The organism is Streptomyces sp. NBC_01471 (assembly GCF_041438865.1).
In the GTDB taxonomy this organism is placed as follows: domain Bacteria; phylum Actinomycetota; class Actinomycetes; order Streptomycetales; family Streptomycetaceae; genus Streptomyces.
In genome coordinates this window covers 5,629,728-5,651,256 of the sequence record NZ_CP109450.1, presented here as the reverse complement: position 1 = coordinate 5,651,256, position 21,529 = coordinate 5,629,728, and the positions used below count along the sequence as shown (strand labels likewise).

Annotated in this window: 15 protein-coding genes and 3 pseudogenes; 13 read left to right on the top strand and 5 right to left on the bottom strand. The window is 65.0% G+C overall.

All coding sequences use genetic code 11. The features are described 5' to 3' along the window. Positions 1-10 precede the first annotated feature (10 nt). Positions 11-886, top strand: a complete 876-nt coding sequence (locus tag OG285_RS25355) for an IS5 family transposase (RefSeq protein ID WP_371792262.1) — start codon at positions 11-13, stop codon at positions 884-886. A 9-nt stretch (positions 887-895) separates the two neighbouring features. Here the strand turns inward: OG285_RS25355 and OG285_RS25350 are convergent, their stop codons facing one another. Then, entirely contained in the window at positions 896-1,360 is a 465-nt protein-coding gene (locus tag OG285_RS25350) for a GNAT family N-acetyltransferase (RefSeq protein ID WP_371792261.1), read from the bottom strand. Between the two features lie 400 nt (positions 1,361-1,760). Here OG285_RS25350 and OG285_RS25345 point away from each other — a divergent pair. Next, positions 1,761-2,650, top strand: a pseudogene (locus OG285_RS25345) (IS5 family transposase). A 114-nt stretch (positions 2,651-2,764) separates the two neighbouring features. Here the strand turns inward: OG285_RS25345 and OG285_RS25340 are convergent. Then, complete coding sequence (locus tag OG285_RS25340) at positions 2,765-3,238, bottom strand: nuclear transport factor 2 family protein (protein ID WP_371792312.1); 474 nt, start codon at positions 3,236-3,238, stop codon at positions 2,765-2,767. A gap of 429 nt (positions 3,239-3,667) precedes the next feature. Between OG285_RS25340 and OG285_RS25335 the strand changes: the two genes are divergently transcribed. Together OG285_RS25335 and OG285_RS25330 are read left to right on the top strand one after the other, a co-directional pair. Then, positions 3,668-4,897, top strand: a complete 1,230-nt coding sequence (locus OG285_RS25335) for an IS110 family transposase (RefSeq protein ID WP_371792311.1) — start codon at positions 3,668-3,670, stop codon at positions 4,895-4,897. A gap of 22 nt (positions 4,898-4,919) precedes the next feature. Further along, positions 4,920-5,303, top strand: a pseudogene (locus OG285_RS25330) (transposase); the annotation flags it as partial. A gap of 268 nt (positions 5,304-5,571) precedes the next feature. On the opposite strand, the gene OG285_RS25325 reads toward OG285_RS25330, so the two are convergent. Together OG285_RS25325 and OG285_RS25320 are read right to left on the bottom strand one after the other, a co-directional pair. Then, the gene (locus tag OG285_RS25325; RefSeq protein ID WP_371792310.1) at positions 5,572-6,162 is read right to left on the bottom strand and encodes a hypothetical protein; all 591 of its coding nucleotides are present in this window, start codon (positions 6,160-6,162) and stop codon (positions 5,572-5,574) included. Positions 6,163-6,399: 237 nt separating this feature from the next. Beyond that, positions 6,400-6,954, bottom strand: coding sequence for a hypothetical protein (locus OG285_RS25320; protein WP_371792309.1), 555 nt, complete (start codon positions 6,952-6,954; stop codon positions 6,400-6,402). 1,137 nt (positions 6,955-8,091) lie between these two features. On the opposite strand from OG285_RS25320, the gene OG285_RS25315 reads away from it, so the two are divergent. Together OG285_RS25315 and OG285_RS25310 are read left to right on the top strand one after the other, a co-directional pair. After that, entirely contained in the window at positions 8,092-12,072 is a 3,981-nt protein-coding gene (locus tag OG285_RS25315) for an SGNH/GDSL hydrolase family protein (RefSeq protein ID WP_371792308.1), read from the top strand. Positions 12,073-12,205: 133 nt separating this feature from the next. Beyond that, positions 12,206-13,036 (top strand): hypothetical protein, encoded by an 831-nt coding sequence (locus tag OG285_RS25310; RefSeq protein ID WP_371792307.1) that lies wholly within the window; start codon positions 12,206-12,208, stop codon positions 13,034-13,036. 129 nt (positions 13,037-13,165) lie between these two features. On the opposite strand, the gene OG285_RS25305 is transcribed toward OG285_RS25310, so the two are convergent. Next, positions 13,166-14,221, bottom strand: coding sequence for an NAD(P)H-dependent glycerol-3-phosphate dehydrogenase (locus OG285_RS25305; RefSeq protein WP_371793611.1), 1,056 nt, complete (start codon positions 14,219-14,221; stop codon positions 13,166-13,168). Positions 14,222-14,576: 355 nt separating this feature from the next. Between OG285_RS25305 and OG285_RS25300 the strand changes: the two are divergent. The 7 genes and pseudogenes from OG285_RS25300 to OG285_RS25270 all read left to right on the top strand — a co-directional run bounded on the left by OG285_RS25300 (position 14,577) and on the right by OG285_RS25270 (position 21,526). After that, positions 14,577-15,550: pseudogene (locus OG285_RS25300) on the top strand (IS5 family transposase). Positions 15,551-15,672: 122 nt separating this feature from the next. Further along, positions 15,673-16,158 (top strand): hypothetical protein, encoded by a 486-nt coding sequence (locus OG285_RS25295; protein ID WP_371792306.1) that lies wholly within the window; start codon positions 15,673-15,675, stop codon positions 16,156-16,158. Between the two features lie 654 nt (positions 16,159-16,812). Then, a complete protein-coding gene (locus tag OG285_RS25290) occupies positions 16,813-17,256 on the top strand; it encodes a hypothetical protein (RefSeq protein ID WP_371792305.1) in 444 nt (147 codons plus the stop codon). Between the two features lie 31 nt (positions 17,257-17,287). Further along, positions 17,288-18,241, top strand: a complete 954-nt coding sequence (locus OG285_RS25285) for an NlpC/P60 family protein (protein WP_371792304.1) — start codon at positions 17,288-17,290, stop codon at positions 18,239-18,241. A gap of 113 nt (positions 18,242-18,354) precedes the next feature. Continuing rightward, entirely contained in the window at positions 18,355-18,624 is a 270-nt protein-coding gene (locus OG285_RS25280; protein WP_371792303.1) for a hypothetical protein, read from the top strand. Between the two features lie 87 nt (positions 18,625-18,711). Next, positions 18,712-19,929 carry a hypothetical protein gene (locus tag OG285_RS25275; protein ID WP_371792302.1) on the top strand — a complete coding sequence of 406 codons (1,218 nt, stop codon included), beginning with the start codon at positions 18,712-18,714 and terminating at the stop codon, positions 19,927-19,929. Further along, a complete protein-coding gene (locus OG285_RS25270; protein ID WP_371792301.1) occupies positions 19,910-21,526 on the top strand; it encodes a hypothetical protein in 1,617 nt (538 codons plus the stop codon). Before OG285_RS25275 ends, OG285_RS25270 begins: the two co-directional genes overlap by 20 nt. Positions 21,527-21,529: the final 3 nt, after the last annotated feature.

Genomic DNA, 21,529 nt, shown 5'->3' with positions numbered 1-21,529 from the left:
ATCACGGTTCATGGGGCGGGGAGATCTCACGGATGAGCAGTGGGCGATGTTGGAACCGTTGTTGCCGAAGGGAGCGAAGACGGGGCGGCCGCCCGTTTGGTCCCGGCGGCTGCTGATCGACGGCATACGGTTCCGGGTCCGGACCGGTGTTCCGTGGCGGGACGTGCCGGTCGAGTACGGGCCGTGGTACCGGATCTACGACCTCTTCCGCCGATGGCAGCGGGACGGAACCTGGCAGCGGATCCTTACCCGGCTCCAGTCCCTGGCCGACGTGAAGGGTTTGATCACATGGGATCTGAGCGTCGACTCGACCGTGTGCCGCGCTCATCAGCATGCGGCCGGCGCCCGCAAGCAGGGTGACCTGCAGAAGGAACCACCGGGCGGTGTCTTCATCGAGCCTGGCGATCATGGCCTGGGTCGCTCACGCGGCGGGTTCACCACCAAGCTGCACCTGGCCGTCGAGCAAGGCCAGAAACCCATGTCGATCGTGATCACAGCAGGGCAGCGCGGGGACTCACCGCAATTCGAATCGGTACTGAAGAAAGTCCGCGTGCCCCGCATCGGACCAGGCCGGCCACGCGTCCGCCCCGATCGGGTCCGCGCGGACAAGGCGTACGCCTCCCGTAGGAACCGCGCCTACCTACGTCACCGAGGAATCCGCTGCACCATCCCGGACAAGGCCGACCAGGCACGAAACCGCCAGAAGCTCGGCTCCCGCGGCGGCCGGCCCCCGCACTTCGACCCTGACGACTACCGCGAGCGTCACGCGGTCGAATGCGGAATCAACCGCCTGAAGCGGCACCGGGCCGTGGCGACAAGATACGACAAGCTCGCCGTCCGTTACGAAGCAACCGTGCTGATCGCCGCGATCAACGAGTGGCTGTGAGACAAGCGTTCACCCCTCGTCCGACGCCGCAAGCCCGGACGTCAGCGGCTTGAACATGTGCACATCCGCATGTCCACCGGGAAACCCCAGGGTTCGGCCGGTCTCGACATAGCCGTGCCGCTGGTAGAAGTCTGGAGCCTGAAAGGTGAAGGAAGAGACAGCTACGCGGTCACAGCCGCGCCGCTGGGCCTCGGCCTCGGCAGCATGCAGGATCCTGCTGCCCCATCCATCCTTGCGGTCACCCTCGCGCACCCACATCAGTTCGATGCCGCACAAACCGCCCCAGGTCCAGGCAGCCAAGCCGCCGATCAACTCACCGGCTTCATCGGTGACCTTGACTGAAAACATGTCGCGATCGGCCGAACCTGTCGCGGCAGCGTTGAAGGCGATGAGTTCGGCATTCAGACGTTCGTTGAGTTCGGCGTCGCGTGCGCCGGTCATCAGGGCCGGGCCAGAGCTGTGGTGGGTAGTCACCGCGCGGAGTATGCCAGTGCAGCTGTGCTCTCGCACTCGATTAGCTGGACCTTGATCGACTTTCGCAACACGACCTAGACCGCCGAGCTCGATGGCGACGTCCTGAAGGGCTGGCCGAGAGGGATGCGGCTGATTGTCCGCAAGGAACGGCCGCACCTGGCAGCCCAGTTGCGGTTCACCGACGCCGACGGATTCCGGCTGACCTAATCCGGAGTTAAGAACAGCCCGTCGGTACGGGTAGCCAGGCGGACTGTTCGAGTGGTGTGGGCTGCGTGGGCGCCGGACGGACGCCCACGACTGACCTGGCCTCGACGCCTCGAAGCAGATCGCGCGGCCTCAGGTGTCCCTCGCAGCCCACCACAACGAGGTGACGGTGTTGGTGCCCGCGGGTGCCGGGCGGATGCCTAGGCCGTTTCGTTTGGATCATCTGATCGTTACTCTGGGAGTGCCGTTGACTGATGCGCAGTGGGCGCGGATTGAACCTTTGCTTCCGGATCGGGCGCCGAAGCGGGGTGGCCGGTGGCGGGATCACCGCGAGGTGATCGACGCCATCGCCTTCAAGTTCCAGACCGGCTCGCAGTGGGTCCATCTTCCGGAGAGGTACGGCAACTGGCGCGGCGTCTACAACCGACTGCGGATGTGGGCCATTGATGGCACCTGGGAGCGCGTGTTCAACGTATTGATGGCCAGGGCTGATGCCGACGAGGACCTCCACTGGGTCGTCTCGGTGGACTCCACGATCGTCCGCGCTCACCAGCACGCAGCCGGGGCCCGCAAAAGGGGGCCCCGGCCAGCGAACCGGACGACCGTGCCATCGGACGCTCTCGCGGCGGTTTGACCACAAAGATTCACCTCGTCGCCGACGGTCGGTGCCGTCCCCTGGCATTTCATCTCACCGCGGGGCAGGCTGGCGACGCGCCCGCATTCGCGGACGTGATGGCCCGACTCCGTGTTCCCCGGCCACGAGGGCGACCTCGGACCAGGCCGGATATGGTTCTGGCCGACAAGGCTTACTCCTCGCGAGCCATTCGCGAATACCTGCGCAAGCGCGGTATCCAAGCGGTGATCCCCGTTCCGGCAAACCAGCAGGGCCATCGCCTTCGCCGAGGTAGTCGCGGAGGCAGGCCCCCCGCCTTCGATCGCTAGATCTACAAACAGCGCAACGTCGTCGAACGATGTATCAACCGACTCAAACAGTGGCGAGGCATCGCCACCCGCTATGAAAAGACAGCAACCATCTACCTGGCCGGACTCCACATCGCAGGCATCTTCCTCTGGTCCGCTCGCTGACCGGTGAGTGCTGCTGGGCTACGCGGATGGATCGCCCTTGTGGACGGACCAGACGCCGACGGACGCACGACGTTTCTCCCTACGGCCCACCCATCTCGTCAGATGGAGCGGGGATCACGGCTTGCCAGCTGGTTCAAGGTGCTCAGTTGGGCCGGCGAAGGCCAGAAACAAGGAACGAGAACTGAGAAGCCACAGGTCGTCGACCTTGAGGAACGTGTCCTCGTAGTGGCCCACCTGCGTAGGGGCTCGTGGGGGCACGTAGCCATCGGTGTGTCCATCGACACGATAGGTCGTGAAGTAGGTGGTGGCCGTGGCTGTTTTCTCGGATGTGACATTGACCAGGATGTTCGTGCATATCCGGCGCGAGAGCCTATCCGCAGGTCGGCCAGCGAAATAAGACCGAAGTGCATCGCGGCCCTGGACGCGGCGGTCTCCCTCCGCCCACTCCCAGACCCCGACATCAGTGAACAGCTCTGCAACCTCCCCTGGGTCGCCGAGGTCGAGCTTGTGGACGAACTCGACGATGAGGCGCTCGCACGCCCGCTCAGCAATCAGACGGTCCGTTGGATCAAGGACTTCAGTAATCATCCCCATGTCGTATCAGGGAGGCCAAGTGCGCCGCGACAGCTTTTTGGCGCCATCTGCATTCACAAGTGCCTCGTGCGCCCTGGATCTCGTAACCACGCAACCGCAGTGGGTGATCCGAACGAAACGGCCTAGACATCACCAGGCTCTGCGCCTGCATGTAGAGCGGCGACGCCCGACACCTGCGAGCGTCAACACCCAATCCATGAACACTCGTTGGTGTTGGTGGTGCGAGCCCGCACCACGGTGACCTCTCGTTGAGCCCGAGCTGATTCGAGCTCCCGCATAGACCGAGTCCCGTGGGGCGAGCTGGTGCCACGAACAGCTACTGAGGTGGCGGACCGGCCCCCGTGTCGAGTCCAGGGATTAGGTCGCTGCGTGGTTCCGCATGAGCTCGTGACCAGCACGAACAGCGCTATAGGGAGGAACGTCTTGATCTACTGCGGAATCGACTGGGCCGAGCGCACGCACGACGTCGCACTGGTCGACGACAGCGGCCAGTTACTGGCGAAACGACACATCACGGACGACGTGGCTGGCTACAAGGTCCTGCTGGACCTGCTCGCCGAGTACGGCGACAGGGCGGAGAACCCGATCCCGGTCGCCATCGAGACCTCCCGCGGACTGCTGGTCGCCGTGCTGCGGACTGGCAAACGGCAGGTCTACGCGATCAACCCAATGGCCGCCGCCCGCTACCGCGACCGGACTTCCGTCTCACGCAAGAAGTCCGACCCTGGCGACGCCCTCGTCCTGGCGAACATCCTGCGCACCGACATGCACGCCCACCGGACGCTGCCCAACGACAGCGACCTCGGCCGCGCCATCGCCGCCCTCGCTCGCGCTCAGCAGGACTCATTCTGGAACCGGCAGCAGCTCTCTAACCAGCTCCGCTCCCTGCTGCGGGAGTACTACCCGGCCGCCCTGGCGGCCTTCGAGCCCTGGCGCAACGGTCTGTGCCGGCCAGAGGCCCAGGAGCTCCTCAAGGCCGCCCCGGCTTTGACCCGGGCCTCGCGGCTGACCCGCACGCAGTTGGAGGCCGCACTCAAGCGGGCCGGCCGCAAGCGTGGCATCTCCGCCGAGGCCGACCGGCTCCGTGACATCTTCCGCGACGACTACGCTCATCAGCCGCCGCTGGTCAAGGACGCGCTAGGCAAGCAAATGCTCGCCCTCCTGGTCCAGTTGGAGGCCGCCTGCACCGCCGCCGACGACCTTGCCGAGGCGGTCGAAGAGGCTTTCCCTCAGCACCCGGACGCTGAGATCATCCTCAGCTTCCCCGGCCTCGCCATCCAGCTCGGCGCCCGGGCGCTCGCCGAGATCGGAGACGACAAGACCCGCTTCGCGGACACCCGCGGCCTGAAGGCATACGCCGGGGCCTCACCCATCACCAGGGCCTCTGGCAAGAAGTCGAGCATCACCCGCAGGTGGGTGAAGAACGACCGGCTCAACCACGTGGGCTACCTCTGGGCCTTCGCCTCGATCACCGCGTCACCGGGCGCCAAGGCGCACTACAGGCGACGCCGCGACGACCACGGGGACTGGCACGCCGCCGCCCAGCGCAACCTCTTCAACCGCATGCTCGACCAGCTCTACCATTGTCTTCAGCACCACACGCTGTTCGATGAGCAGACCGCGTTTCCCACCGAACTCGCCGCTGCTGCTTGACACGTTGAGCGCCTGAGGTGTCTGCTTCGCCACCAACACCACCGACCATCCGATGGCCGCCCTGGAACTGCGGCACCGCCAGGCGCGCGGGCCGAGGACCGTATCCGCAATGCGCGCGCCACCGGCCTGCGCAACCTGTCTCTGCACGACACCGCGCAGAACCAGATCTGGCTGGAGTTCGTCCAGCTTGGCCTCGACCTGCTGGCCTGGCTGCCGATGCTTGCCCTGACCGGCAAGCCGAGGCTCTGGGAGCCCCCACCGCCTGCGGCTGCGACTGTTCTCCGCCGTCGCCCACCTCGTCACCACCGCCCGCCGCCGACACCTGAGATTCACCCATCACTGGCCCTGGAGCGACGTGATCGCAGGCGCGATCCAGCGACTCGACGCAGTCCCAAACCCTGACTGACCAGCGGCAACAGCCCGCCCCGACGAACTCGGACCGCTCGCTGGAGCCGTGGAACCCGGCGCACACCCGACGTGACAGCCGGGTCATCGTCCTACCGTCACCGACCCGACAAGTCGAAACGGGCCGCCGGAGAATCCGACGGCCCGTCACGAAATTTCGAGGCCAGCCTCCCCCAACCCGACACACCGAATCTAAGCTGCGACGACCTACTGGCAGTTCATAGAGCCATCGCCGCAATTGGCATATTGCTGCCTTATCCGCGACGACTTCACTGTCGGTGGGGCGTCCGCTGCAGTTCCTCGATGGTGATCTTCGGCTGAGCCGGCGCAGGCTTACCGCTCTGCTGTACCGCGAGTTCAGTAGGCCAGGATGTGCCGGGGTAGAGACCGACAACATCCAGTGAGGCCTGTGCGGTGGCGTTGTATCCATCCGGCCCGGTCACACGGATTCGAAATGTGTATGAGGCGCGCCGGTGACCGCTATTGGTGATTTTGCACGGCACGGTGAGCGTTGTGCCGTGGCGCCTGGCGGCATAGACGGTCAGGTCGCCCTGCGTCGCGACAGCCTTCCCGAACTTCTCCTCTCCTTGCGGAGTGCCACTGCGGGGAGGTTGGGTGATGATGTCGCCGGACGGTGCGCTGTTTCTGCGTTCTTCCGCAGCTTCGTCCTGGGCCGCCCTGTCTTCGCCCCGGTCTGTTGGGGCGGAGACAGGGTTTTGGAGAGCGCCAGCCTGGGGCGTCGCCGCCTGCGGGGACTTCATCGATCCGCCCGGCTCGGCGTGAGCCTCGGGCGTCGTCGTGTCAGCCTTGGAAGCAGCGCCTTCGTGCCCCGCCCCGCACGCTGTCACTGTCGATGCCATCGCCCCTAACAGAGTCGCCGCCAGGGCGGCGCGCCATATCGAATGGCGTTGTGTGCCTGCCACTTTCCCCCACGCAATCTTTTGGTGTTGAGCATGCCTTTGACGTCATGCTATCGAGTCCAGAGGGCCATAAGGCATGCTGCCGAGCGGGTCCTCCTCCGCGGGCAGAGCACTGATCATCACTGCGCCGGCGCGAGCCTGCGGTGACTCCGCTCTGACTACATGGCGTGATGGGTCTTAGTCGCAGAGGGTGGCTGACTCAACCCGGTCGATGATGGCCTTGCCGTTCGCGTCCCACATCAGCGCGGTGACCATGGAACACATGACGTAAGCCGCGTTGCTGTCCTCCCACTTCAAGGGGCCCGCGTACTGGCTGTAGGTACCCTCGTCGACCTTGCAGGCTACGCCGGACTTGTTGGGGCACAGCTTGAGCTTCATGTGCTTCGCACCGGTGGTGTTGTTGTCGAACAGTGCGCAGACGCCGTTCGACCCCGAAGAGTACTTGGTGTAAGTGAACAGGGTTCCGAACCGTCTGGAGTCCGGCAACTGCTGGGCGAACTCCAGTTCGTATCCGCTACCACAGAGCGTCGCCGTTGCGCTGACAGCGGCTGGGTCCGCTTTAGCGATGGCGCGCGTCTGGGCATCCTTTGCCCCGTTCTTGGACAGCAGAACGCTGGTGCCCGCGATCTGCTGATTGCTCGACGGCGACTCCTGCGCTGTTGCCTGAGGTGCGGTCAGGAGCGCGAGTGCAAGTGCAGCTCCTGCGGCGGCGGCGCGTATGAGGTTACGCATGAGTGAGCCACTTCCTTCTACGTGAAAACGCCCTGTCCGTACGCGAAACGGGCGTAACTGATCAATCGGGGCTGTGTGGTCATGTCTGGTGGCCGAACTTCTCGCTGCCGCAGCAGCCTGTCCTGTACGGCGACGAGTTGGGCCGACGTCGCTCTGGCGGGAAGTGTGCCCGCCTGACCTGGCGCGACTTTGGCGCGAACCCGCAAAAGTGAACCTGATGTCATCTGTTCGCGCTTCTGCACGCTAACTCACGGTCGACGGAAGCGAATAGGGAAATCCTCAGCCTGGTCGTCCGAAACATCCTCTCCGGAGGCTAAAGCTCCACAATTTCTGACCTATTTTCAACAGCACTGTGGCTGAAAGTTGTAGTCAGATGCTCCGACAGAAGACCAATCAAGTTGGTGGAATCATCAAGCAGGTGGATCCGAGTGGTGACAGCCGGCAAGCGGAACAAGTAGTTCTGTCTGACGATAAGCGGAAGAAGCCGTTCTGCCAGTGAGAGATAACGAGCCAGTGTTAAATAGTTGACTGTCCACCTCTCATGAGATGCGATACGTTCGCTGCGCGTTCAGACACGGCTCCATCGAGGACCGTGCTGAGCCATTAGGGGGAGAAGGGCCCGCAGCGTCGGGGCCGGCGGAACGGTTGTGGCTGCACAGCCGAGGGGCAGGGGGTATTCATGTCGCACGCGCACAGCAGGGGCTTGGAGTTATGTGCGAGCAGCCGCTATTCGCTGGAAGTGCCCTAGATGCTTCTCGCTGGCAGCGTGCACTGCCGAGCAGGTTGTGACCCAGGCTGGCGTATCTAAAAAGCATGCGGCAGCGGACTTCTCGGCAGTGTGGCGCCTCGTTCGCTCCGTGGATTGCGGCAGGTTAAAGCCTTGACCGGTCCGAAGGGGCGTCATGATGCCCGGCCATGGTCGATGCTGACTCGACCCATCTCTTATTCCCCAAAATGACACCGGGAGTCTTAAGGCGTCCGCGTGTTTGGTTCAGCACGTGAATAAGCGTTTGACATGTATCCGTAAGGAAAGCAGGGGGCTATCTCTTGAGACCCGGAAGAAGAACGTACGCGCCTATCGCAGCGCTTGCTGTTTGTGGCGCACTCGCCGGCGGGCTACTGCAGTCCGTGCCCGCCGTGGCAGCTCCCAAGCCGAATCCCGGCCGCAGCGACACCACCCCGTCACCGCCAGGCGGGGTCGCCCAGCCGGACAAGAAGCTCGGGGAGGACTGGAAGACATCCCCAGATCGGGCTGTCACCTCGGCGGCCGATGCTGACGGTCTGCGCATCCTTGTCGCGGACAGCGCGAAGGCGTATGCGTGGAAGCAAGTTGCCTCGCTGGCTGAGCCTGGTATGCCGGCGGATTCATGGATCGGCAACACGTGCGTCATGGACCGCTCACACGCCGCGGTCGTGTATGCGCCGAGGGGTTTCACGAACAAACCAGACCTGATGCAGGGCGGCGCATTCACCGCCATCGTCAACCTTGACACCGGCCATGTGGCGAAGCTCCCCTTCACGGCCTCTCTCGCCTACTTCGACCCGTCCTGCAACCCAAGCACGCACACCGCTGCGTTCACCGCCTTCCGGGGGATGAACGACGCCCAGGACATGAAGTCGCGCCTGGTGACCGTCGATACGAAAGGGAAGACGACTGGCGGCGCGGTGACCGCTGGTGAGCTCACCAGTGCTGTACCGGTGAAGGACGGCACGATCGCCGGACGCGGACACGACTTGATCCACATCGACCGCGCTGGCAAGGTGAAGACACTTGCTGCAGCGGAGAGCGTCCCGTTCGACATCCGCCCCGCCGCAAACGGGCGGATCGCTTTCGTCGAGCGCAAGGGCGCGAGCACTGCACGCGCCAAAGTGTGGAGCGGACTCAACGCACCGGCCGTCATTGCCTCCGGCAAGCTCGGCCAATTGGACCTGCACCAAGGCGCCGCGGGGCAGGTGTTCCTCACCGGCCACCCCATCGGAAGTCCCCACACGAAGAACACTGGCATCACCCAGATTAACGCCGCAGCCGACGCGACCCTTTCCACCCATGGCCGCCTGGCCGTGGACACAGTCCTCACATCCGGAGTCCAGGCCGGCCTTCGCCAGATCAAGAATGCCGGGAAGGGATTCACCAAGTCCGAACCCGGGCCGCAGGACCGTACCGCGCCAGCTACCCCAACCTTAACGGCGAATGAACCGGTTACGGTCACCTCCACGGCCACCTCCACCGGTGAGAAAATTACCCAAACCGTTCAGGACACGACAGCCTCCACCGGGAAGGCCCCCACGCCCGCTCTTGCGGGCGCTACCGGGAATGGCGACCCGAGCGGCAGCCACAAGCAGCTGGGGCGTGTGGCCGCCGCCCCAGTGTCGAACACCCCGGTGGACACCGACCGCTGGTGTGGCGTCTCCCGCAACGATGTGAGTGCGCAAGCTTTGCAGCCGACCTCGAACCAGGTGGAGTGGGCCGTCGATATGGCGGTACGTGGTGATCTGCGTGCGAGCTACATTCGTCAGGGCGGCTTTCGCAGCCAGGCTGGACTGGGCACCATCGACCCGCAGGGCCTTTTTCCTGCGCCGAATTTGACGGGCGGCGGACAGATCCCTGCCAACGTGCTCCTCGGCATCATGGCCCAGGAATCGAACCTGTGGCAGGCCGAGTCAGGGGCGATTCCCGGCCAGATGGGGAACCCGCTCGCTGCCGTGGACGGCTACTACGGGCACAAGGCCGTGGACGGTGACCCGGACGCCTACTGGCAGATCAACTGGGATAAGTCGGACTGTGGCTACGGTGTCGGCCAGGTCACCGACGGCATGCGGCTGGCCGGACACCCGAAGGACAATGAGAAGACTCTGTCCCCGGCACTGCAGAAGGCTGTGGCAGTCGATTACGCGACGAACGTCGCTGCCTCCATGCAGATCCTCGCGGACAAGTGGAACGAGGTCCACAAGGACGGCCAGAAGGTCACCGTCAACAACGACGACCCGTCCCTGGTGGAGAACTGGTTCACCGCGGTGTGGAACTACAACCTCGGCTTCAACCCGCCGTCAGACGCGTCGCAGCACGACGGGCACTGGGGTCTGGGCTGGTACAACAACCCGGCCAACCCCGTCTACGCGAAGAGCTGGGGTCACCCCTTCATGGACACCAGCGTCGACGGGCCAGACGCGAACAAGGACGCCGCCCATCCGCAGGACTGGCCGTACGAGGAGAAGGTGATGGGCTGGGCCGCCTGGTCCATGGACACCGGCTACTCCTACAGCACCTCGGGTCGCCAGGATTGGCCCGGCGAGTCCGGCTTCGCCTCGGCCGGATTCCGGCCCGCTTGGTGGACCACTGACCAGCAACGGCAGTTGGTCTCACCACCGCTTGACGTCTTCTGCAACAGCGGAAACAACTGCGACTCAGCGAACCCGCCTAACTGCAAGGACGAAGCATGCTATGCGCCGTACTGGTGGAACAAGCCCAACGTCACATGGAAGCTTGACTGCGCCACTAACTGCGGCCACGAAAACATCAAATACCAGACACTCGTTCAGGAGCCAGGCGACGGGTACCGCCTCCAGAATGGTGAACCGGTCTGCTCTGGAGCTCCGGCTGGATCCCAGGTCGTCGCATCGGTCCCCAACGGCACGCAAACGTGGGGTAGTTGTGGGCTCGCTAAATCAGCGGGCAGTTTCCAGTTCGGGTTCAACCCAGGTACGGAGGGCCGCTATGAGGCGAAGGCAGACCTGCACCAGATCGGCGGCGGCTACGGTGGGCACTTCTGGTACGCACACACCCGCAATACGAGCCACCTTGGAGGCGTCGGCGGCTACATGACCGTCGACGGGACCTGGACACTCGGACAGAGCCTCGGCTGGGCGCGCGTCCTGGTCAGCTTGCCCGACACCGGCGCGCAGACCCGGCAGGCTGCCTACGTGGTAGGGGGCACGGACAGCAGGAACTCCAAGCGGTTCGTAGAGCAGCGCGCGAACCGATGGGTGAGCCTCGGCGCGTTCCACTTCACCGGAACACCCAAGGTGTCTTTGTCGAACGCCACGGATGACGGAACGGCAGACGAGGACATCGCCTGGGGCGCGGTAGCCTTCCAGCCTCTCCCCGGCAAGCCGAAGAACATCGTCACGGCTATGGGGGACTCATATTCATCCGGCGAAGGCGCCTCGGAAGGCAACCGGGATTACTATCCGGAAACCAACTACCGCGACAAGAACAACCCGGACACCCGTGACGCCTGCCACCGTTCCAGCTATGCGTGGTCGCGTCAGGCGACGTTGCCGGGCGCGTCGAAGTCCATAGGTGACCTTGCGGATTCGCTGGATTCCAGCATGGACTACCACCTCATCGCCTGTTCCGGGGCTCGTACCTACAATGTCCTTGACCCGAAAAAGGTGCAAGGGAACGGCGGTGAAGTAGCCCAGATCAAGCAGGGCTACCTGGATCAGTACACGAGTCTGGTCACGATCTCCATCGGCGGTAACGACTCCCGGTTCTCCGACATTGTCCAAAAGTGCCTGCTGTCCGTCGGTAGCGGAAACTGCAAGGACAAGACATTCGACAAGCCTGACGAGAACGTCGACGGACGGGACCAGAAGTTCGTCGGCCAGAAGCTGGAGACGGCAGTGCCGGGCATCATCAACGAGATCGTCCGCCCGGACATCGTGAAGACCATCATGGCGATCCATACCGAGGCACCGAACGCCAAGATCGCACTCATGGGATATCCGCCCCTGATCTCCAACAACGGATCGTGCTTGAAGTTCAGCGTCATCGGCCTGCCTGATATTGGGCTGTCCGAGTCGTCCACAGCGTGGCTCAACGACACCGCCGGCTTGTTGGCCTCGGTGATGCAGGGTGCGGCTGACGACGCGAACAAGCTGGGCACTCGCGTATGGTTCTCCGACCCATCGAGCGATTTCGCGGGCAAGGGCGTATGCGGTGATCCGGAGGACGTGCATGGCATCGTCAAGACGCTGACGGACTCCGACGATCCGAAGATTGACTGGCCGTTCCTCCGGAATTATGGGCTCTCGGCGCAGTCGTTCCACCCGAAGATCGCAGGTGCGCGTCTGTATGCGAATTCTCTTGAACGGACCATGGCGGGCATGAGTCTGTAGCGCATCAGTTCCGGGGCAGCTCTTCTTGGCTGCCCCGGAACTGAGTACGTGTACTCATACGTGAGCCAGTGGTCTGCTGGACACTGGACCGGAAGTGGGCCTTGATGGAGACCCGCAGCGGAAGGAATCAGGTATGACGGTGCACTGGACGCCTGCGGTCGTTGTGTTGACGGTCCTCTTGCTGATCGTGGCAACTGCCGTTGTGATGTCACGTCCCGCACGCCGCCGTCTGCTGTCTTCTGATACCAAGAGCAAGTTCGGTCTCCTCTTGTTCGTCGTACTGTTCGCCGTTTCGGCCTGCTCGTCCGAAGACCGCGCGACCAGTCCGGAAGAGGTCCACAAACTTGCTGGCAGCAGCGATGCAGTACAGGCACGCCAGCAGACGGAGGGCAACCTTCTGAGCGTGGTGCGGGCATACGCTGATCACACCCCGCTCACACTCGCTTTGGTCACGGTGCGAGATACATGCCACGGAGGATCGGCGAAGGAATGGTTTTTCCAGACGGGTGACGACACGTACAAGATCGCCTGCTCCCTGGGGGTCACCGCATACTACGGAGCCGACCCCAAGCGTATGGGGGACGTCATCGACGGCATCCTGACCGCAGGCGACCACCATGGCTCTCTCATCTCGTTCGGCCACGACCAGTACCGCAGAAACCTTGTGGACTACTACCGAGGACATGGGCCCAACCCCGCTGGGCCCCAGGCGCCGGAGCCCAGCACTCTGTCAGACACCTCACAGTCGTTGACCTGGGATCCGGTCCATGACCGCAACCCGCCCACTCGAATCCAGGAGCCGGACCAGTGCCTGCAGAACGATCCGCCCGTGACACGGTGCCTGCATGAGCCGGAGTCCGCAACGGTCGCAGCCATCCGCAAGAAGCACGGCATGGTGTTCAAACTCGAGCTAGGCTCCGCCAACTACTACAAGGTATACAAAAACGGTAGGACGACGGGGTGATACCGCATCACCGACACCCGCAGCGCGGGCCCGACGGCCCCGGGCAAGCCGTCCTGGCTGGTGCGCCGGCCGGTGCCGTTCACTGTTGACCTGCCCCTCGGCCGCAGAGCCCAGCGGGGCGGAGGCTCCTCACGCCAGGGAGCGTTCAGATTTCGGTGTGCGGGACATCAGCTGAGTTGCGGCCTCAGCGACACTGATCCGCCCTCGGACAACCTCGACCACGACCTCGGTAATGGGCATGTCCACTCCGTGCCGGCGGGCAAGCTCCAGGATGGATTCGGACGATTTGACGCCTTCGGCGGTCTGCCGCGTTGCTGCGGTGGCCTGTTCGAGGCTCAGGCCCCGGCCGAGGTGTTCGCCGAAGGTGCGGTTACGGGACTGCGGTGAGGAGCAGGTGGCCGCGAGGTCGCCTAGACCGGCGAGGCCGGCCAGGGTCTGTGGATCGGCGCCCAGCGCCTGACCGAGGCGGATTGTCTCGGCGAGACCCCGGGTCATCAGCAGCGCGCTGGCGTTGTCGCCCAGTTCCATGCCGGAGGCGAGACCGATGGACAGGGCGATGACGTTCTTGACCGCGCCGCCGAGTTCGCACCCCACGATGTCGGTGTTGGTGTAGGGGCGGAAGGACGGCGTCATGCACGTGGCCTGGAAGGCAGCCGCGGTGTCCTCATCGCGGCTGGCGATGACGGAGGCAGCGGGCTGGCGGGCCGCTACTTCCTTGGCCAGGTTCGGGCCGGACACCACCACGATCCTCTCGGAGGGGACGCCGGTGACTTCGGTCATCACCTCGCTCATGCGCAGGCCGCTGCCGACTTCGATTCCCTTCATCAGGCTGACGACCACAGTCTGGGGTCCGATCAGCGGGGCCCACTGGGTGAGATTGGCGCGGAGCGACTGCGCGGGAATCGAGATGACCGCGTAGTCGGCACCCTCCAGAGCGGCTTCCGCCTCGGTGGTCGCCGTCACCGAATCGGCCAGCCAGACGCCGGGCAAGTAGTCCGGATTCTCGTGGCGCACGTTGATCGCGTCGGCGACTTCAGCCCTGCGAGCATGCAGAACGATCTCGTTGCCTGCATCGGCAAGGACCGTGGCGAAGGCCGTGCCCCACGAGCCAGCGGAGAGCACGGCCACCCGGTGCACAGGCTCAGACCCACGGTGGTGGTTCGTGGGGTGGTGGTGTTCGGCCATCATCGTCCCGCATCTCCCAAGACCCCGTCCGGAGCGACGAAGCGCCCCGGCAGCCTACCGAGCATCCAGACACCGCCCGGGACGGTCCGTTGGGCGTCTCAGGGTGAGGGCGACGGCCCGGCGGCCGGCCAGTGTGGGGAGCTTCCTGCGGGCCTCGGCCAGCATCCGGTCAGCAGCCTGATCGCCCAGCTCGCGCCGCAGGTCGGTTTCACGGGTGATCCAAAGACGGTAGAGGCGGCCCCACATGACGGGCTCGGTAGGGCCTTCATCGACGGCCTCTACTAGGGCCTGTGTGGAGTTGTGATCTCGTGGGGTCCCGGCCTGGTGGGCGGAGTCCTTGAGGTAGAACGGTGGGGTGTCTCGACCTCAACTTTCTGATGCTGAGTGGGAGTTCATCTCTCCGTTCCTGCCGGTCGGTGAGTACGGGCCGTATCCGGAGAATCTGCGGTCGCACTTCGAGGGCGTCGTGTGGCGGTTCAGGAACGGGGCGAAATGGCGGGAGCTGCCCGAGCGATTCGGGCACTGGTCCACCGTTTACGGCCGGTTTCGGCAGTGGCGGGATGCCGGGGTGTTCGCCGCGGTGTTCCAGGGTGCGATCGCCGAGGCGGCGAAGCGGGGCCTGGTGGACTTGTCGCTGGTCAGTGTGGACTCGACCACAGCCCGGGCCCATCATGATGCCGCAGGGATGGTCATGGAGCCCGAGACCCTGGACGCGGTGGTGAAGGCCACGGCGGAAAAGGGGGCACCAGCGGGGAACAAGACGGGCAAATCGACCCGGAGCGAGCAGAACGACGGCGCGTGAGGCGTCGCCGCAGGGCCCGGCTCGCCGCCGCTGAACTGGGGCGTTCCCGCGGCGGACTGACCACCAAGACGCATCTGTCCTGCGTACCGCAATGCCTACCCCTCTCGCTCAAGATCACCGCGGGGCAGGCCGGAGACAGTCCGCAGTTCATCCCCGTCCTGGACAAGATCCGCGTCCCCGGCCCGGTCGGCCGGCCCCGCACCCGGCCCGGCGCGGTCGCCGGCGACAAGGCGTACTCGTCCCGCCAGAACCGTTCCCACCTGCGCAGAGGTGGGATCAAAGCAGTCATCCCCGAGAAGAGGGACCAGGCCGCCCACCGCAAGAACCACGGCTCACGCGGCGGACGGCCCGTCACCTTCGACAAGCAGCTCTACAAGCTCCGCAACAGCGTCGAACGCACCATCAACAAGATCAAGGACTGGCGCGGCCTCGCCGTCCGCTACGACAAAAAGCCTGAAAGCTACCAGGCCGGACTGGAATTATGCGCCGGCCTCCTCTGGATCCGACACCTCGGATCACAGCTTTGATCACAACTCCACACGGACCCTAGGAGGCCCGCCTGCTCGGCCCCTCATCGCCGGAACCGCGCGGAGCCCTGGACCTTCTCGACGTCGCACTGGCTCAGCGAGCCGAGATTCCCTCTCCACGTGTGCTGACCATGCTGTACATCAGAACAGCCCGTGCCCACTCCATCGCTGGAGAACCAGCTGCGGCCTACCGAGCGATCGACACCGCGCTCGACGCTTACGGCAGCGGCGTCCCGGCGGGCGAGGACCTGCCGCAGATGTACTGGATCAACACGGGTGAAATCCTCCAGGCCGCAGGATCATCTGCACTCAGCCTCGGCGACCCAGCCCGGGCCTTGCGGTATTTCACCGAGGCCGCCACGCACAACGACCCGTACGACTCGACAAAGGAACCGCGGGGAACGGCAATCTACCTTGCACGGAAGGCGGCAGCCTACCGGGAGTTGGGCGACCTCGACGGTGCCGTGCACACGGCCGAGGAGGCAGTGGCCCTGATGGGCGGTGTCAGTTCAGCGAGGGGCAGCCGCACCCTGTGCGACCTCCGAGACGGTCTCGACCGGCACCGCACCGTCCCCGCAGTGGTGGCCTTCCTGGAAGCCACGGGCTGACCGCAACTGCGATAGAGGCCAAAGTCGGAACCTAATTCCAGGAATTAGGTTCCGATTTCTCAGTTGATTCGAGTTGTCCGTGAACCCCTGCGAAGGTTTAGGCACGGCCAACGCCACAAGGCATCTATTGGCCGCGCGGATTCCGTTGGCTTGGATTCCGCCCTGTCCTGGAGGGGGTTGATCGACCTTGATATGAAGCAACGCATCCGTCGCGAGCATCCAGTTCAAGCGCGCAGTGCCATGAACTGGAGAAGCGTACGGAAAGACAACCGCCATACGTCGCTGTCGAAGTTCGCCGAGTGACTCCCACTCAAGCATTAATCCGGCGAACGGGCCAAGCGGCCAGATTCCCTTCCTCAGATTATCCGGTAGTCGCCGGAGCCCGCAGGAGAATCCCCCACTCCTGCGAAGGGGTGTTGCGGTCCCCCGCCCCGCGGGACCGCAACACCCGCTCTCTCACAAGCTCTCCTGTGCCAAGGTTGTGGTTCCTGCATGCCTCGCTCCAGCCGCTTTCCACCCATATCTTCAGCAATATGCATTGCTGGCTCGCTTGCAGCGCTGACGGCCGGTTGTTCAAGCTCCACCAGCAGTCCGTCAGACGCGGCGTCCACACGGCGGCCCCACTCTGTCTCAGCCGGTATCACCGAGACGGCCGTGCCGAGCGCCGACGCTTCTTCCGCTGCGCCAAACACCCTGCCCCCAAAGAACGTCGACCGTATTGCGCGCCGCTTCACGACCGCATACGCACAACACGATGCCCGCGACGGCGCAGACAGGTCGTACGCGGATGCCGACGCCCGAGCGGCCAAGCTGGCGTCGGGTGAGCTGGTGGGCATCCTCGCCCAGAAGCGGCCGAGCCAGGATGCGCCGTGGGCGACCCTTCGCGCCGAAGGGGCCCGGCAGACGGCGAAGATCACCTCTGCCGTAGTCCCCGACGGCGCTCCACCCGTAGGCAGGTCTTCCGCGCTGGTCCGGGTCGGCTACGTCCTCACGACAACACCGACGTCCGGTCAGCCTCGCCACAGCGACGAGCAGCTTGTCCTGCGTATGGAGCACACCGCCCAGGGCTGGCGTGTCACTGCCCTCCCCTGGGCGTGAGGCCGACGTGAACAGAGGTACACAGCTCGGCTTGGGATTGTTCGCGGCCGTGGTCATTGCGGGTGCCTGCCTGCTGGTGACGTTCGGCGGTGCTGACAGCGCCTCTGCCCAAGAGGCCGGCCCTGGCGGCGGCATCACCACAGATGCACCTGTCCCCGGGTGGGTCCGCGGGCTCATCAACAAGCACGCAGGGGAGTGCCCGCAGGTCACGGCTTCGCTTCTCGCCGCACAGCTCTACACGGAGTCGAACTTCAACCCCAAGGCGAAGTCCCCTGCTGGTGCTATCGGCATCGCGCAGTTCATGCCGGCCACCTGGGCGGAACGCGGTGTGGACGGCGACGGTGACGGGATCAAGGACATTCGCAACCCGGCGGATGCCATCGCCGCTCAGGCCACATACGACTGCGCATTGGCCGAGGAGGTTAAGGGCGTCCCCGGGGATTCCACGGACAACATGCTCGCGGCGTACAACGCGGGTGGCGGTGTCGTGATCAAATTCGGCGGCGTTCCGCCCTACCCCGAGACGCGGAACTACGTACGGAACATCCGCCAGCTGGCGGCGACGTGGGCCGATGCAGTCAAGCCCGACGCCCCCGCCGGCAAGGGCCCCGCGCGCGCGATCTCCGCCGCGAAGACGGCTCTGGGCACCTGGTACCGGTGGGGCGGCGACTGTGTCTCGCCCTACAAAGGTCAGGGCGGATGCGATTGCTCGTCTCTCACCAAGATGGCCTGGGCCGCCGCAGGCGTGAATTTGCCCCGGGTCACCTACGACCAGGTCCATGCGGGAACGGCGGTCAAAAGCGTCTCCCAACTGAGGCCGGGGGATCTCCTGTTCGCCATTCCCGGTAGCGCCGGCCCTGAACACGTCGGGATGTACATCGGTGACGACCAAGTCATCGAGGCCCCGCACACAGGCGCCCAAGTGCGGATCAAGCCACTCAGCTACTGGACACCGCAGATCATCGCGATGCGGCATGTCGGCTAATCCAGCAAACCCATTCAACGTATTCAGCACTAAAAGGACCCTTAATGTACGACCTCCTCTCTGCCGCGGCCGATCCATCCCTCCACATCACTCTCGCCTCAGGGGCTGACGTCGTGACCGGCGTCAAGCCGGACTGGGGCCCCTTCGGGAAGCTGGGAGGGACGGCGAAGGTGCTCCTCGGCGTTCTGGCAGCCGTCGTGCTCACCATCGGACTCGGCGCCTTCATCGCGGGGATCGGCAAATCCAAAGGGTGGTTCGGGGAAGGGCGTTCCACGATGGACGCCTCACACGGCAAGGGCCTGATGGTCGGCGGACTGGTGGTCCTCTTCCTCGTGGCGTCCCTCGGGACGATCACCACCATCACCTACGGCATGGGTGTGTGACCTGTGCGTACTGGAAAAGGTTCCTCTCCAAAGGACGCCAGGTCGAGCAGAGCGTCGGCGAGGCTCTGGGGCGTCGCGGTCGGCGCGGTGGCTGTCGTCACCGCTGCCGGGGTGATCGTCAGTCTCTCCACCGGTAGTACGTCCGTTCCCTCCCCCACCGTCGCTTCGCCCTCGCACGCGGCACCGAACCCGAGCAAGCAGCGCGTACGCGTCCTGCACGGCGTACCAGTGGGCTACCCGCACACGCAGGCTGGCGCGAAGGCGGCAGCGTCGAACTACACCATCGTCAGCGGCAGTACCAAGTTCCTCACGAACAAGGGGGCGCGCCACCGCGCCGTGTCGGTAATGGCTGCCGACGACGCCACGTCCACGAACGTCGAAAGGGCCGACCACGCTGCTGGCCAGGCAGCCGGCGCGCTGCGCGGCGACAACACCAAAGTCCAGCCGAAGGAGGCCATCGCGCGTACCGGTGTGCTCTCTGCCCACGTCCTGGACTTCGACGCGCACGGCGCCATGGTCCGGCTGTGGACGACGACAGTCCGGGGCAGCGCGGCCGGGCACGAGACGCCGAAGGACGCCTTCCAGTCGGTAACAGTCACGCTTACTTGGCAGTCCGATGACTGGAAACTGAAGGACAGTTCGATCACGAGTGGACTGGTCGCGCCGATCGATGAGCGGCAGGCTTCCAACGTCACCGGCGACTTCTCCGACTACATACCTGCGGCTGCCGCAGATCCGGTCCTCAGTGGCACAGCAGGGAAGGACGGGTTCCCAGCCGACTACGCACGGAGCGAGCGCGGCGCCTTCGCCGCCGCGACCAGCGCCACGATGCTTTTCGGTGACCCACGGTTCTTCACGGATGGCAGCTGGCGCCACCGGATGCTGGCGGCAACCGCCGCCCCGGGTGTTCTGGACACGATCGCGTCCGATGCGGATTCGACGGCACGTCTGGTCACGGAGAACCGTGGGGTCGGAGCCAATGGCATGACGGCAGATGGCGGCGAGCTGATCACGCGGACGGCAGCACTCGGGGTTCGGTCTGTGTCCTACTCGGACCAAGCGGCCAGCGTCGAGCTGTGGACCGCGTCCGTGGGTGGGATCGCCGGTAAGGACGAGACGCAGCGCCCACAGATCGCCTTCCTCCGTATGACTGTCGACCTCACCTGGGTCGACGGCACCTGGAAGACCACTGCAGTAACGCCTTCCGAACCGCTCGTGCCCTCGCCGCCGACCGCGGAGGAGGCGGCCTCGGCTGACAGCTTCGCGGAAGTGGGAGGTGTCAGCAATGCGCCTTCGTTTGCGTGACGATGCCCCCGGGCTCCTGGCTATCGAGTGGGGTACGCCGGGCCGCTGGGGGCGGCGCATCCGGGCCGTGGCGTGGGTCAATTTGGTCATCGGCTTCCTGCTCGTGCCGTCCGCGGTGGCCAATCCGTTCTGCTACATCCCGATGGTCTGCAAGGCGAAAGCGGCCATCGACTTCGTCAACGACCCCTTGGGCTTCCTGCTCCAGAAGCTCACCGAGGCCAACATCTGGTTTCTCCGCAAGATGCTGGACCTCATCCAGAACACGAGCAAGATCGACCTAACGAGCACTGGCTTCCTCAAGCAGTACGCGATCATCTTCGCGGCCTCCAGCTTGCTCACGGTGGCCTTGTGGCTCATCGCTGTGGCTAAGCGCGCGGTCCGCGGCGTGGCGCTGACGACTGCCGTCTCCGAGGCTGTCGGGTTCCTGGTCCTCCAGTTCGTGGTCAACGCCATGACCCCCGGTGCAATTGCTCTTCTCATGAAGGCGATTGACGAAGTCACGGCCGTTTTCGAACCGTATGCGATCCGGAACTTCAAGCCCTTCCTGGAGAACCTCCTCAGAATCATGGCGGGGGACCCCACGCAGGGCGTGGGCCAGTTGCTGGTCGTCAACCTGATCATGCTGTTCGGCGCTCTGCTGATGTGGATCGAGCTTCTGATCCGCAGTGCCGCGATCTACGTGGCCGTTGCGCTCGGCCCCCTCGTGAACGGGGGCCTCGTGGACAAGGACCTGTGGGGCAAGAGCAAGAAGTGGGCCGGGGCGATCTTCGCGATCGGTTTGAGTAAACCAGTGCTCTTCGCACTGCTCGGCCTGGGTGGGGCGGTTCTCAGCGACTCGTCGGGGAGGATGTGCGACGCGGTCTCCAAGACGCTGGTGGGCGCGCTGATCCTGCTCCTGGCGGTGTTCGCGTCCGGCACCCTCTACCGGTGGGTGCCCGCCTTCGGCGACGAGATGGCGCAGCTCCACCACGACCGAAAGAACGCCCAGTCCTCGGGCCCGGCCTCGGTCATTGACGGCCCCGGCCAGCACGCGAACCGGGCGATCAACTCCCGTGTACAGGACTCGTTGGTCGGCGGCACCTCGAAGACGACTGCGTCGAAGATGGCCGGCGGCACAGCCGCGGCCGGGCCGATCGGTGTGGCAGCGGCTGTGACGAAGGCCGGCATCGACATGGCGAAGAGCAAGGCCACGAACTCCCCCGGCATGCAGGGCTCGCCCTCCGCCCAGGGCGGCTCCGGGCAGAGCCAGGACCAGCAGGGCGGCGACGATGCCGGGGCCTCCGGTGCACCGGCCGCTGCCCGTCCAGAGGGGGCGACCTCCGACCCGGTCGTCAGCTCACCTCCGGACTGGTCCTCGGCGGGCAGCCACGCGGCTTCCGGACGTTCCCCAGGCACCAGCGGGACACCGAGTACGGCACAACCGCTCTCGCCGCAGGCTCCGACCTCGGCGGCGCCGTCTCCGGCACCGGCGCAATCCCCTCCGTCCTCCACATCAGGAACCACCTCGGGCTCCGGGCCCTCGATCACGCCCACGCCGCCGTCGCGGCCGTCGGGCGGCCAGGCTCCCGGCAGGCAGACCCCCAGCAAGGATCAGTGACGC

Coding starts and splice junctions, on each gene's coding strand:
- OG285_RS25340 (WP_371792312.1), bottom strand. CDS start 3,238: ATGATTACTGAAGTCCTTGATCCAACGGACCGTCTGATTGCTGAGCGG.
- OG285_RS25355 (WP_371792262.1), top strand. CDS start 11: ATGGGGCGGGGAGATCTCACGGATGAGCAGTGGGCGATGTTGGAACCG.
- OG285_RS25305 (WP_371793611.1), bottom strand. CDS start 14,221: ATGGCCGAACACCACCACCCCACGAACCACCACCGTGGGTCTGAGCCT.
- OG285_RS25325 (WP_371792310.1), bottom strand. CDS start 6,162: ATGGCATCGACAGTGACAGCGTGCGGGGCGGGGCACGAAGGCGCTGCT.
- OG285_RS25320 (WP_371792309.1), bottom strand. CDS start 6,954: ATGCGTAACCTCATACGCGCCGCCGCCGCAGGAGCTGCACTTGCACTC.
- OG285_RS25270 (WP_371792301.1), top strand. CDS start 19,910: ATGCGCCTTCGTTTGCGTGACGATGCCCCCGGGCTCCTGGCTATCGAG.
- OG285_RS25310 (WP_371792307.1), top strand. CDS start 12,206: ATGACGGTGCACTGGACGCCTGCGGTCGTTGTGTTGACGGTCCTCTTG.